The sequence below is a fragment of the Psychrobacter sp. W2-37-MNA-CIBAN-0211 genome, from assembly GCF_040309405.1.
GTDB classification, from domain to species: domain Bacteria; phylum Pseudomonadota; class Gammaproteobacteria; order Pseudomonadales; family Moraxellaceae; genus Psychrobacter; species Psychrobacter glaciei.
The window spans coordinates 81,848-94,842 of the sequence record NZ_JBEOOU010000014.1 but is presented as its reverse complement, the minus strand read 5'-3'; the positions used below and the strand labels follow the sequence as shown (position 1 = coordinate 94,842).

12 protein-coding genes are annotated in these 12,995 nt (G+C 43.3%); 3 read left to right on the top strand and 9 right to left on the bottom strand.

Translation table 11 applies throughout. The annotated features are described in order from the left end of the window. From AAEY72_RS12145 to AAEY72_RS12135, 3 genes are all read right to left on the bottom strand, one after another. Positions 1-2,114: ESPR-type extended signal peptide-containing protein (locus tag AAEY72_RS12145; protein ID WP_352310678.1), on the bottom strand; the 2,114-nt coding region annotated here is incomplete at its 3' end. Between the two features lie 586 nt (positions 2,115-2,700). After that, positions 2,701-3,603: a CDP-diacylglycerol--serine O-phosphatidyltransferase gene (gene pssA, locus AAEY72_RS12140; RefSeq protein ID WP_352310677.1), complete on the bottom strand. Its 903-nt coding sequence runs from the start codon at positions 3,601-3,603 to the stop codon at positions 2,701-2,703. A 74-nt stretch (positions 3,604-3,677) separates the two neighbouring features. Next, positions 3,678-4,553 carry a 23S rRNA (adenine(2030)-N(6))-methyltransferase RlmJ gene (locus AAEY72_RS12135; protein ID WP_010196880.1) on the bottom strand — a complete coding sequence of 292 codons (876 nt, stop codon included), beginning with the start codon at positions 4,551-4,553 and terminating at the stop codon, positions 3,678-3,680. 140 nt (positions 4,554-4,693) lie between these two features. On the opposite strand from AAEY72_RS12135, the gene AAEY72_RS12130 reads away from it, so the two are divergent. After that, entirely contained in the window at positions 4,694-5,449 is a 756-nt protein-coding gene (locus AAEY72_RS12130; RefSeq protein WP_352310676.1) for a 2OG-Fe(II) oxygenase, read from the top strand. Between the two features lie 93 nt (positions 5,450-5,542). Then, positions 5,543-6,760 carry a succinyl-diaminopimelate desuccinylase gene (gene dapE, locus AAEY72_RS12125; protein WP_352310675.1) on the top strand — a complete coding sequence of 406 codons (1,218 nt, stop codon included), beginning with the start codon at positions 5,543-5,545 and terminating at the stop codon, positions 6,758-6,760. 191 nt (positions 6,761-6,951) lie between these two features. On the opposite strand, the gene AAEY72_RS12120 is transcribed toward dapE, so the two are convergent. The 6 genes from AAEY72_RS12120 to AAEY72_RS12095 form a co-directional block, all read right to left on the bottom strand. Further along, positions 6,952-7,434 carry a GyrI-like domain-containing protein gene (locus AAEY72_RS12120; RefSeq protein WP_352310674.1) on the bottom strand — a complete coding sequence of 161 codons (483 nt, stop codon included), beginning with the start codon at positions 7,432-7,434 and terminating at the stop codon, positions 6,952-6,954. Positions 7,435-7,497: 63 nt separating this feature from the next. Next, on the bottom strand, positions 7,498-7,707 hold the full coding sequence (gene iscX, locus AAEY72_RS12115; RefSeq protein ID WP_010196865.1) for a Fe-S cluster assembly protein IscX: 210 nt from the start codon (positions 7,705-7,707) through the stop codon (positions 7,498-7,500). A gap of 94 nt (positions 7,708-7,801) precedes the next feature. Then, positions 7,802-8,365 (bottom strand): acyl-CoA thioesterase, encoded by a 564-nt coding sequence (locus tag AAEY72_RS12110; protein WP_352310673.1) that lies wholly within the window; start codon positions 8,363-8,365, stop codon positions 7,802-7,804. Between the two features lie 158 nt (positions 8,366-8,523). Then, positions 8,524-9,921 (bottom strand): NAD(P)(+) transhydrogenase (Re/Si-specific) subunit beta, encoded by a 1,398-nt coding sequence (locus tag AAEY72_RS12105; RefSeq protein ID WP_010196858.1) that lies wholly within the window; start codon positions 9,919-9,921, stop codon positions 8,524-8,526. Further along, positions 9,918-10,265 carry a proton-translocating transhydrogenase family protein gene (locus tag AAEY72_RS12100; RefSeq protein ID WP_352310682.1) on the bottom strand — a complete coding sequence of 116 codons (348 nt, stop codon included), beginning with the start codon at positions 10,263-10,265 and terminating at the stop codon, positions 9,918-9,920. Before AAEY72_RS12100 ends, AAEY72_RS12105 begins: the two co-directional genes overlap by 4 nt. A gap of 142 nt (positions 10,266-10,407) precedes the next feature. Further along, the gene (locus AAEY72_RS12095; RefSeq protein WP_352310672.1) at positions 10,408-11,574 is read right to left on the bottom strand and encodes an NAD(P) transhydrogenase subunit alpha; all 1,167 of its coding nucleotides are present in this window, start codon (positions 11,572-11,574) and stop codon (positions 10,408-10,410) included. 481 nt (positions 11,575-12,055) lie between these two features. Between AAEY72_RS12095 and yaaA the strand changes: the two genes are divergently transcribed. Beyond that, positions 12,056-12,856, top strand: coding sequence for a peroxide stress protein YaaA (gene yaaA, locus AAEY72_RS12090; RefSeq protein ID WP_352310671.1), 801 nt, complete (start codon positions 12,056-12,058; stop codon positions 12,854-12,856). The last annotated feature ends 139 nt before the right edge of the window (positions 12,857-12,995 follow it).

The window sequence follows — 12,995 nt, the reverse complement described above, 5'->3', positions numbered from 1 at the left end:
TTAGTACCATCAACTCCATTCTGACCGTCAATACCGTTTGTTCCATTGATGCCGTCAGATCCTGCTGGACCTTGTGCGCCAGTCTCACCTTGATCGCCTTTGTCCCCTTTAGGTCCAGGGGTTAATGCGATGTTGGTTATTTGTCCTTGCAAATCTGTCAACTTGCCATCAACTGCGGTAAATGCTGAACCGACATCACTGTAGTCAGTGTTATTGATACGATATTTGGGTGCTTGAAATACACCCATGCTGTTAAGCTGCGCGCCCCCACCCAAAGCTGCTGCTACATTGCCGAAATAAGAGACACCTGTTGTTTCTAACCTTTTTAACTGAGCAATATTAACGGCATCAGTATCAGATGTCCCTGCCGCTACGCCAGTGATTTGGCGAGTTTGCCATTGGCTAGAGCTGGCATTGCTGGTATCACCAACACTAACGGCGCCAAGAGTTGATTGCCAAATAGGGCTAGTATCGCCATTAGCTGAATAACCTGCCGCGCCAGTTACGGTAGTCGTTTTACTTTTCGATCCTAAGGCAATGCTGTCACGCTTATCAGCCACTGCGTTAGTACCGAGCGCAACTGCTCGGATACCGTTCGCCGTAGCACCGATGCCTAGAGCTTCGTAGTCACTCTGTGCAAACTCAAAAATTTGACCGCCAGTACCATCATCTTTAAAACGTCGACCATCATTATTAGTCTGAATGGGGGTAGTAGCCGCAGTAAAGTCCGCTTGCACAGTAGCACCTTCAACAGCAGCTACTGCAAATGTACTGCCGCTACCGAGTGCAGTAGCCCCACTAGCATCGGCTCTACTATAACCACCTAATGCTGAGCTGGCATAGCCTGACGCTATATTGCTATAACCCACTGCTGAGCTATTGTTACCTGTGGCTTGGTTAAGGTAACCTGATGCTGAACTATTAAGACCTGAGGCAAAATTAGCACGACCCATCGCTGAACTGTCACTGCCTAAGGCTCTGTTTCCCGTACCCAACGCTGAGCTATTATTAGATGAAGATTGGTTAGCTACACCTATCGCTGTGCTAGCAATACCAGAAGCTGTGTTAATACGACCCACTGCTGCGCTTTCATTAACTGAAGCATTATTGCCACGACCTATTGCTGAACTGTCATTACCCGAAGCAGTATTATCGTTACCCAATGCTGAGCTACGGTCACCAGTTGCCTCATTGCTATAGCCCACCGCTGAACTATACAGCTTTGAGGCTGTGTTTAGACTACCTACCGCTGTACTACGTTCGTTGGCGGTTGAGTTGTCGCTACCTATTGCCAAACTACGAACTCCGGAGGCTGTATTTTCGTTACCTATTGCGGAGCTGGCTTGACCAATTGCCTTATTACTAAAACCTACAGCCGTACCAACATAGCCTTCAACCTGGTTAAGGCGACCTGCTGCCAATCCAAAACCTTCTGTTATTCTATTTTCGTTACCAAATGCTGAGCTTCTAAAACCTACGACATAATTTTCTGAACCTATAGCAGAACTAGCATTCCCTAAAGCTCTATTACCAGAACCTATCGCTGAACTATTTTCACCAGAGGCATTGTTAGTGTTGCCTACCGCTGAGCTATATAGACTTGATGCTTCATTTCTATGGCCTATTGCTGAGCTAAAAGAACCTGAAGCGGTATTGACATAACCTATTGCTGTTGAATTAGTATTCAAAGCTCTATTTTGGAAACCTACTGCTGAGCTAGAAAAACCTGAAGCGGTATTGACGTAACCTATTGCCGTTGAATTAGTGTTCAAGGCTCTATTTTGGAAACCTACTGCTGAGCTGGATTCATTTTGCGCTAGGTTGCCAAACCCACAAGCTATAGATGTATTTTGTGGAGCGACACTTCCATTTGGTCCATTGAACTGCGTTAAGCACACATCTGCCTGAGCACTCATCGCTGTCAATCCTAGCACTGAGCCAATTGCAACAGCAATGGCATGGCGACGTAGCGATGCGCCTGTTTTGCTAGTTGGCACAGTACCAACTTGACCTGATGTGTTGCTAGATTTTCCACCCGACTTGCTGATTTCACTAACGGCGGTATAGCAACCCGTAGAACGATTAAAAACAACGCGGTAAACATGGTTTAACATGAGAGTATCCTGTATATATAAAGTCGCTATCAAAGCAACTATGTGATGACTGATAGTTGGACTATCACTGTTAGATATAGACGTTAGATTTAATGAATAGTTGAACAAGATAGCTATTTTATGGGTAGCTCAATTAGTGACATCTCCAATAGCAGGTTGAAATATTGTTGTCTTAAAAATTTTGAAAAATAAATTACCTGCTGTTTCTAGAAACGACTTTTGTACAATTAAAACATATAAAGAAACTTTTTAGATACATACTGAAACATTACATGGAAATTGTAAAGTTATTGTTCTGAATTTGCAACTTATAAATATGTATATTACAGAATATACCACGGCTCCAAAACAAGTAATACTGGATATAATCAATAGATATTTAATCTGTATGCATACGTACACAGCATTAATCTATTAGAGACAGGCAGTATCATTCGTTAAAGTAACGCAGTGTGAAAATTACGAAGAGAGTAATAATTTAATAGCACGCACAAAAAAACCGCTTATTGAAAATAAGCGGTTTTTTTGTGGCTATATCTTACACTTTTAACTGTTATGAGGAATCCAGCAGAATGTTTCAGTCATATTAACGCCAAGCCTTGGCTTTCAACGTCGTGACTATGCCTGATAAAGCATAAATAATACCGATCGCTAAAATACCAACAGGGATATCATAAAGCACAATACTCATGACTAGTACCCCAATGATAAGAACCACAAAAGGTACTTTCTTTTTATCAAACTCTTTAAAGCTGTAGTATTTAACATTACTGACCATCAGTAAGCCGCAAATAACGACCCAAGCCGCAAACAAGAACATGACAAGTGTATCGTACTGTCCTATCCACTGATTATGGTCTATCGCTACCATAACAGCTGCGGTGACCAAAATTGCAGCAAGTGGACTTGCTAAACCAACAAAGTATTTTTTGTCGACAGTACCAACCTGCACATTAAACCGTGCCAAGCGGAAAGCACCACAAGCCGTGAAGACAAAGGCACAGCCAAGACCAATACGACCCAAGGGCTGTAGCGCAAAACTATAAATTAAAATAGCCGGTGCAACACCAAAGGCTAGCATATCGGCTAAAGAATCATACTGCTCCCCAAACGGGCTTTGGGCATTGAGCATGCGTGCGACGCGACCATCAGCCCCGTCAAGAATTGCGGATAAAAAGATGGCTAAAGAGGCTTTGTAAAATTCACCTTGCGTACTCGCCAAAATCGAGTAAAAGCCTGACAGTAGTGACAAAGTAGTGATCAAATTGGGGGCTAAATACACACCGCGACTGACCACACGTTTCCCTTCAGCAACTTCTGCCTCAATCACCTCAAAGGTCAAGCCATCGTAGCTGTCATTATCCGCTAAGCGGATATTAAACTCATGCTCATCAACAAAAGGTGGCTGTGTGGCTGCATTATCTTGCAGCAAACCATCGTTTTGAGGCGCATTGTTTGGTTGGCCGATAGGTGGTTGCACGTTTGTCATCTTGATATCCTTATTGGCCGACATTGCTATTCATTGACCCCGCTATTTACTGACATACTTATTTACTGGCACTGTTATTCGCCGACGAGCCAGCGCACATTGGTCGCACTATCAGGCGTTAAGTCTGGGGCGTTGGCAACTTTTAGTACTGGCTGCAAGAAACGTAGAATTTCACGCGCATGGTTATCGAACTGCCATGGCGGATTGATAATCAGCATTCCTGTGCCGTTAAGACCCACGGCGATATCGTTCGGATAAATATTTAGCTCACAAACCAACTGACGTCTCATTTCAGTACGTTTTAGCTTTTTATAGAACAGCTCTACCGCTTCAATGTTTTTGATCGGGAACCATAATGCATATGTGCCTTGTGGCCACTTATTATAAGAGTGCACCAATAGGTCGATCAAGCGAGTAAAGTCTTTGTGTTCTTGCTCGTAAGGAGGGTCCAAAAATATGAGACCACGACGTTCTTGTGGTGGAATAACGGCACGAATACCTTCAAACGCATCACGATGATGAATGCCGATTGGCAATTTATGTAGCTGATAGTTAAGCGCATCGTACTCACTGGCTTTGGCTTCAAACGCTTCGCCGCGCACGCCTGCATCTGGATTTTTTTCGATATGATGCGCAATCCACCAAGGCGAACCAGGATAGACTTTTTTGTCATAAGTGAAACGGGCTTGCTTGATACCTTCTATATAGTCTTTGACAGCAGGCGGTGCTTTTTCGACATCGGCCTTTACTAAAGATTGGATACCACCTTTAGCTTCTCCTGTCTTGCGCGCCTCTTCACTGGCAAGCGAATACAGTCCACGACCGCCATAAGCATCAAGCACATAAAAAGGTTTGTTTTTTTGCCCCAGCTGGTTGAGTAATTGTACCAATAAAATGTGTTTGACCACATCAGCAAAGTTACCAGCGTGGTAGGCGTGTTTATAGTTCATAAGTTCAAAAGTTTAAATAAGAAAAATTGCATCTATGGTAGCATAGGCAGAGTAAAAGATAACGATGGTTTTGGTAAAAAGGCATCGATTGGCTGTGTATTGTCAGCTAATTGAGTGTTTATTGATAATGGCGAGACGAAATGACGAAGATTACTAGCAATCTTGAGGTGACACAATTGGTTGTCGATCAGCCAATCGGTCAGGATAATCCGCCCATGCTGTTTGTCCCAAGTGAAGACTATAGCCATGAGCCGCCAACTCAACACGTCCTGCAAATGTCTGACTTTGACGTTGATTGGGAAAACAAACTAACAGATACGAAGTTTGATAAGTTTGTAGAGGATGGCTGGCTAATCATTGATGATGTCTTTGACAGTACTGCATTATTGGCGCTACAAGCGGAAAGTGGTTTTATTGACTATCGTGATGCAGAGCTGACTGCTGGCATTCGCCTCAGTGATATCCGTGGTGATAAAATCCGCTGGATCACCGAAAACTTCTTTGCTGGTTATTATTATTTGCAAAGTATCAATACACTTGCCGCTTTGTTCAATCGCAGTTTGTTTGCTGGTATTCGTCATAGTGAAGCGCATTATGCTTGCTATCCAGTTGGTTTTGGCTATCAATGGCACAGTGACAATCCGGCTGGTCGTGACGAACGTGTTATTTCGGCCGTGTTTTATCTCAATGATGAATGGGCATCAACTGACGGCGGCGCACTAGAAATCGTCGATACACATGGCCTTCATCATAACGTCATGCCTGTCGCCAACAGATTGATCATATTTGCCAGCGATCTACAGCATCAAGTACAAATCGCTCATCGTCAACGCTACTCTATTGCGACTTGGATGCGCCGTGATGGCTTGGTACCGTTCGTTGAAGACAATATGTAAAGCCCTTAGAAAATACGAAGCAGCGACTGGCTCTATCTTAGCGTTTAATATCAAATATTTGTCATCTTAATTTATAATAAAAAAGGTTTATTCATGTCTGACTCCAATAAAGAAAACCCTACCCATCAGCAAGAAACTCTAGATTTAAGTATTGCGTTATTGGAACGACCTTCCGTCACCCCAGATGATGATGGCTGCCAAGATATGTTGTCAGCACGGTTAGAACAGGCAGGCTTTGACTGCGAGTTTATGTATTTTGGCGATAGAGATAAAACAGGTGAACACGCTGAAGTCAAAAACTTATGGGCGCGCCGTGGTACAACCGATCCAGTTATTTGTTTTGCTGGGCATACCGATGTCGTGCCAACGGGCGATGAAAACAATTGGACTTATCCACCATTTACACCAACTATCGCTGACGGTTATCTATGGGCGCGCGGTGCTGCTGATATGAAAACAGGCATTGCCGCCTTTACTGTCGCAGCCGAGCGTTTCGTTGCTAATCATCCTAAGCATAACGGCTCTATTGCTTTTTTAATCACCTCAGATGAAGAAGGCCCATCGATTAACGGTACAGTCAAAGTCATTGAAACCTTAGAAGCACGTCAAGAAAAAATCACCTATTGCTTGGTTGGCGAGCCATCAAGCACCGATACGTTGGGCGATATTATCAAAAATGGTCGTCGTGGCTCATTGGGTGCGGTGCTAACTGTCACTGGTAAACAAGGTCATGTCGCTTATCCGCATCTCGCGTCCAACCCCATCCATGCCGCTATGTCAGCATTAGCAGAACTGACAAACGCCACTTGGGATAACGGCAATGACTACTTCCCTGCGACGTCTCTACAAATTTCTAATATAAATAGTGGCACGGGCGCGACTAACGTCATTCCTGAGACACTTAAAGTCGTGTTCAACTTCCGCTTTTCAACGGAAACGACCGAAGATGAGTTAAAGGCGAAAACGCACGCCATTTTTGATAAGTATTTTACGGATAGCCAGATTTTAGAGAATAAGGCCAGTTATGATATCCATTGGAAATTGTCTGGTCAGCCATTTTTGACCCCAGAAGGTAAGCTAGTGTCTGCTTGCCAGCGTGCGATTAAAGCAGTGACCGATGTTGATACTACATTGTCTACGTCTGGTGGCACATCAGACGGACGCTTCATTGCGCCAACAGGCGCACAAGTGGTTGAGCTTGGCGTGCGTAATGCCACGATTCACCAAGTTGATGAAAAAGTAGAAGTTGATGATTTAGGAAAGCTTGCGCAGATTTATGAGGGGATTTTAGAAAATTTACTACTGAACTAATTGTAGTTATTTAGAGTAAAAAAAGCGCCATCTAATTTAGATTGGCGCTTTTTTATTTATGATTTTGATAGGCATTAATTCAGTAACTTAAGTTAATTACTAACTGATAGCTTTTATCAATGCACTTTCATGTTTTTTGAAGCCAATTTTAGATAAAAACTGTCTTTTGGCTGCTTCTAACACGAATAGCTTTATTCAATACCAATATAAAGATCTATTTGCCCAAACTCTAGATTACCACCGATATACTGCTCAAAATCGACCTGATAAGTTCTAGTATGCTCACAGCTTGGATCGTTAAAGTAAGTCCAAGCATTCTCCCAAGCGTTCATCACTGTATTAGGCATTCGACCTTGTTCAGAGAATACCAAGTATTTCCCTGCAGGAATGCTGACCGTTACTAAATTGCCAGCGCTTTGCTGCTCTTGCTCGCTGTCTACTTTCCAACTTGCTACGACATCAAAAGCGCCTACTAAATCATCGCTCTCATAGTTATGAAAAACACCATAAATGTCTTCACCTTCAGGAAGCTGCTTCACGTGATTTTGATAGAATTTTTGCCATAAACGACCCAATTTGGCAGTGTCATGGCTGATTTCAGCGTTATTAGTGGTATGAGCACTGATGCCTTTGCAAACTATCGCTTCGGATAGCTCTTTAATTTGTGAAGTCATGATAGCGCCTGTCCTGTATATTTAGTCGATTTTTTATTTAAAATAGTTAGTAGCAAAGTTACTCTAATCCGCTTCATCAATCCAGTTCATCTGAATGGCTTCTAGGATGCCTTCATTAGATTTTTGTGGATCATCATCAAAGCCTTCAAGCTCGGTCACCCAACGATGCAAATCTGTAAAACGTATGTACTGTGGATCGGTCTCTGGGAATTTTTCATAAAGCTCGATAGCGATATCCAAGCTGTCTGTCCATTTTAGTTTTTGTGGGATCATAATGGTACCTTCTTTTTTAATTTTAAGAAAAAATGTTATCGCTTTGATAGCCCCCATCCTACCAAAATTCGTCTTATGATTATAGGCAAGTTCGTTAAGCTGTCTCTGTTGCTTCAGCTGGCTCAGCAGATTTGGCAGACTTGACTGCCACTTGGTGTTCATTCCACGTGGTAATCGTATCCGTCATCTGCTCGCCTGTCATATCCAATACCTTTGGTGTGCGCATACCATTATCGTCTGTAAAAACGAACTTAGTCATGCCGACGCCCATTAGCTGGTTTTTTACAAAAAAGCGATGCTCAAAATATACATATTTGTGATCCCATCCTGCGACCGCACTACTGAGCGTCATTTTGTCCAAAAACTTAATTTGCTTAAGATAAATCATCTCTTGCATGGCGATTACCCAGTTTAGGGGCTTAATGCCTTTTTGGTGACAATGCTTCATTACCCATCGTGTAATGTTTAGCTCAATAAAAGATAGGTAGCGGTAGTTAGGTAGATGGTCGCGAAACCCCATATCATGCGGCAATATTCGATAATGACGAACCGTCGGTGCAGTCAATGTCTCTATACTGAGCGTCTCACTCACTGATTGCTGCTTAAGTTGTTGTTTTAGCAAACTAACCATAATAAAAAAACGTATCAACATATTCATAAATAACCTTCTTAACTCTTATTTTGTATAAACTTATTTGATGTAAACAATGATTGAATATAAGCGAGGCGTACCTTAACGCAAAAAAAGCCACCTCAGTGACTTTTTTATTTAAAAGCTTATATTTAGGAGTAAATATTAACCGCTTACTCTAAAGATTAATGAGCGCCATTGATACTACGTACCATCTCTTCTACCATCTTTTTCGCATCGCCAAAAATCATCATGGTTTTGTCCATGTAGAACAAGCTATTATCAAGTCCTGCATAACCCGTGCTCATCGAACGCTTGATAACCATCACTGTTTGCGCTTTGCTGACTTCTAAGATCGGCATACCAAAGATTGGAGAAGTCGGATCATCTTTTGCAGATGGGTTTACCACATCGTTGGCACCGATCACCAAGACCACATCCGTACTAGCGAAGTCTGAGTTAATCTCATCCATCTCAAGAATATCGTCATACGGCACATCCGCTTCAGCCAATAGGACGTTCATGTGTCCAGGCATACGACCAGCAACTGGATGAATAGCAAAACGAACGTTAACGCCTTCTTCTTTTAACAGCTCATACAGCTCTTTTACTGCATTCTGCGCGCGACCTTGCGCCATACCATAACCTGGTACGATCACAACGTTGCTGGCATTGGCCATCAAGAAGCCTGCATCTTCTGCTGAACCAGCCTTGTAGTTCTTTGGCGCGCCATCGTCTCCGCCTGCTGCCACTGCTGACGTGCCCATACCACCGAACAATACGTTGAGTAATGAGCGGTTCATGGCTTTACACATGATATAAGAAAGAATCGCACCTGATGAACCGACCAGTGAACCTGCGATAATAAGCATTGAGTTGCCGAGGGTAAAACCAATACCTGCTGCTGCCCAACCTGAGAATGAGTTCAATAGTGATACAACCACTGGCATATCGCCGCCACCGATTGGTGCAATCCACATCCAACCGAAGATAACCGCAATCACTGCCATTGCATAAAAGGCAGGTAATGAATCAGTGACGAAATACATGCCGCCAAACCCGATCATCGCAATGAACAGTAGCGCTTGGACAGGTTTGACCCATCCTCCGACCAATGTTTTTGCCCAGCTCTTCGCTGCCAATTTACCGAAAGCAAATACTGATGCTGAGAAAGTAATCGCACCGATAAAGCAACCGATGAACAATTCGACACGAGCAACCGCGCCATGCTGCTGCTCAGTATGCAATACGGTTGCCAAGGCAATTGCAACTGCTGCCAAACCAACGAAAGAATGCATCAAGGCAACAGTTTCTGGCATTTGGGTCATCGCGACCGTTTTTGCCTTCCACATACCGACGACCGCACCCAATACCATGGCACCAATAATCAACCAAAGAACAGGGCCTTCTGCTAAGAAGAAAGTGGTCACAACAGCAATCGCCATCGCCGCCATACCAAAGCGGTTGCCGCGAATAGCCGTTTTTGGACTAGATAAACCACGTAGGGTTAAAACGAAAAGAATAGCGCCGACTAGGTAAAACCAATCTGCATTTGCCGCAATCATTGTTGAAAAATCATTCATGCGTTGCCTCCATTTTCAGTCGTCCCAGTTTCAAGAGCGGGTACTTTTTTCACTTTGGGTTTAAACATCGCAAGCATACGCTCAGTCACGGCAAAACCACCAAAGATGTTGACACTGGCTAGAAATACCGCAAAGGCACCCAGCAAGCTGGTTGGTGTAAATATAGAGCCATCAATCGTGACAGTCTGTAGCATCGCACCAACAATGACAATACTTGATAGTGCGTTGGTGACGGCCATCAATGGCGTATGCAAAGCAGGCGTAACGCCCCAAACGACGTAGTATCCGACAAAAATAGCGAGCACAAATACAGTGAAAATCGCTACAAATGGTGTACTACTCATGGCGGCACCGGCTGGCGCGGCAGCTAAAATAGTGGCAATCATCTTATCCTCCTAAAAATTTATTCGTTACTGGCAAATGTATGGTGACAACGTTGTAGTGACAATGTTGTGATGACAGGCTGTAAAAACTTAGCCAGTCAAACTAGCGTTTGGCCAGTCGTACCTGACTGTCATGTGTCACCGCCAGTGCGCCCTGAATCTCGTCTTCCATATCTAAGTTAAGTGCCAAGTTAGCTGATGTGTCACTTGCTGAAGCGTCATCGCCAGCAGGCGCAATTAAGGTCGTGATAAAGTTAACCAAGTTGTTGGCATACAAATCTGAAGACTGCGCCGCTAGCATCGAAGGAATATTGGCGGCACCAACGATACGCACGCCATTGTCCGTAGTGATGGTTTCGTTAGGCACACTGCCTTCTACGTTGCCGCCCGTTCCAGCAGCCATATCGATCAGCACTGAGCCTGCCTTCATTTTGGCAAGGGTTGCTCCATGTACCAAGCGCGGAGCATTACGACCAGGAATCTGCGCCGTCGTAATCACGATATCGGCATTGCTTAACGCTTTGTCTACCACAGCGGCTTGGTCTTTGATATATTGCTCTGATGGTGTCCACGCATAGCCGCCTGTCGCCTTGGCTTTTTGCGCTTCTTCTTCACTCATCGGTACATCAAGCCATTTACCGCCTAGGGATTCAACTTGCTCTTTAGCAGCAGGACGTAGATCACTGGCTTCAACGACAGCGCCCAAACGCTTTGCCGTCGCAATGGCTTGCAAACCTGCAACCCCAACCCCCAAGATGACCACTTTGGCAGGTTTAACTGTACCCGCTGAGGTCATGAACATTGGAAAAGGACGCGAGTATTCATTGGCTGCCAGTAATACCGCTTTATAGCCGGCAAGGTTGGCTTGTGATGACAAGACATCCATATTCTGTGCGCGTGACAATGTGCGCGGCAATAACTCCATTGCAAAAGCAGTAGCGCCTTTGGCAGCATAAGCATCTAGCTGTGTATTACGATACGGATCGAGCATACCAACGACGATTTGACCCGTGGTCAAATGTTCTATCGCCGCAGCAGGTAAGTCATTGACCGTGGTAATAATTCGAGACTGTGTAATGACCTCGGCGCTACTACTGGCAATCTCGGCACCGGCAGCTTGATACATTTCATCAGCATAATATGCTGCTTGACCTGCACCTGACTGTATGACGACTTCAAACCCAAGCTTACGCAATTTTTTGACTGCGTCTGGGGTTATCGCTACGCGACTTTCGCTCGCGATATCTGCACTGATTACACCGATTTTCATACCGTCTCCTTACTTACGTCTTAATGACTACTTTTAATACCCTCAACGCACATTGAAAAAGCACAGGGGACAAAAAAACCTTTGGTCACTACTGGTTTATCATTAACGACCAAAGATTATCAATTTAATAAATGATAGCTGGTTTGCCATCATGCCTTTTTATTATAGAGATATCATCGGCTAACTTTCATTGACTAATGATGACCCACAAGTAAAATAAAAAGTTAGGTATTTACACCATCTACATAACTTTTATTGTTATATTAAAAATTTTTATTTTTCAACTAACGTGTCAGCCCTTATGGTACACAGGCTAAGAGAACCAGTAACGACCTGTGACATAATTATAAACTACCAGTATACTGTTATATAAATACAAAACCACGACGAGTAAGTCAAGTTAAACCTGTGTATATCGTATAATGAGAAAGGTTGACACCTCAACAGGTCGGTCATTGATTTACTATAATAAGGAATAACGATGTATTTTGTACTCTCCCCTGCCAAATCTTTAAATGAAAAAGATACTATGCCAGTCAATTTAGGCAACTACTATAGTCAGCCTGAGCTGATTGAGCACTCACAGGCACTGATGAAAATACTGAAGTCAAAAGAGCCGATTGATTTGCAAGAGCTGATGAGCATCTCTGATGATTTGGCACAGCTGAATGCACAGCGTAATCAGGACTGGTCTTGGAGTGCTAATACTCACTTTACGGACAGTAATGCTAAACCCGCAGGTTATTTGTTTGATGGAGACGTTTATACGGGTCTTGATATGTATCACATGGACAAAGACACCGCCATTTACGTCAATGAACATCTGGGTATTTTATCGGGTCTTTATGGCGTACTAAAACCATTGGATTTGATTCAGCCTTATCGCTTAGAGATGGGCACCAAGCTGAAAAATGAGCGCGGTGTTAACCTCTATGAGTTTTGGGGCGAAGAAATCACTGAGATTATTAATAAGCGCATGGCTGATAGCGATGATAAAGTTTTGGTTAACCTTGCTTCTAATGAATACTTTAAAGCGGTAAAGAAGAAAGCCTTGAATGCGGAGATTATCACGCCAAGATTTGAAGATGAAAAGAATGGTCAATATAAAGTCATTAGCTTCTATGCCAAAAAAGCGCGTGGACTGATGGTGAAATATGCAGCAGATAATAAGCTGACCAATGCTGAACAGCTAAAGCAATTTGATTTGGCAGGATATTACTATTGTGAAGATGCTTCTGATGATAAGACGTGGACGTTTAGACGGGATGAGGCGAATCAGTAGCAGTAGCAGTAGCAGTAAGCAATACCTTCAATCAACCTCTGCCTGTGATTAATCTCTAATTGTAAGACCCTAATAAATATAAAGTCTATTAGGGTCTTATTTTATGTATATAGAGTAAGTGACTCATAAAGTATGGCTT

Coding starts and splice junctions, on each gene's coding strand:
- pssA (WP_352310677.1), bottom strand. CDS start 3,603: ATGACAAACGTGCAACCACCTATCGGCCAACCAAACAATGCGCCTCAA.
- AAEY72_RS12135 (WP_010196880.1), bottom strand. CDS start 4,553: ATGAACTATAAACACGCCTACCACGCTGGTAACTTTGCTGATGTGGTC.
- AAEY72_RS12130 (WP_352310676.1), top strand. CDS start 4,694: ATGACGAAGATTACTAGCAATCTTGAGGTGACACAATTGGTTGTCGAT.
- dapE (WP_352310675.1), top strand. CDS start 5,543: ATGTCTGACTCCAATAAAGAAAACCCTACCCATCAGCAAGAAACTCTA.
- AAEY72_RS12120 (WP_352310674.1), bottom strand. CDS start 7,434: ATGACTTCACAAATTAAAGAGCTATCCGAAGCGATAGTTTGCAAAGGC.
- iscX (WP_010196865.1), bottom strand. CDS start 7,707: ATGATCCCACAAAAACTAAAATGGACAGACAGCTTGGATATCGCTATC.
- AAEY72_RS12110 (WP_352310673.1), bottom strand. CDS start 8,365: ATGAATATGTTGATACGTTTTTTTATTATGGTTAGTTTGCTAAAACAA.
- AAEY72_RS12105 (WP_010196858.1), bottom strand. CDS start 9,921: ATGAATGATTTTTCAACAATGATTGCGGCAAATGCAGATTGGTTTTAC.
- AAEY72_RS12100 (WP_352310682.1), bottom strand. CDS start 10,265: ATGAGTAGTACACCATTTGTAGCGATTTTCACTGTATTTGTGCTCGCT.
- AAEY72_RS12095 (WP_352310672.1), bottom strand. CDS start 11,574: ATGAAAATCGGTGTAATCAGTGCAGATATCGCGAGCGAAAGTCGCGTA.
- yaaA (WP_352310671.1), top strand. CDS start 12,056: ATGTATTTTGTACTCTCCCCTGCCAAATCTTTAAATGAAAAAGATACT.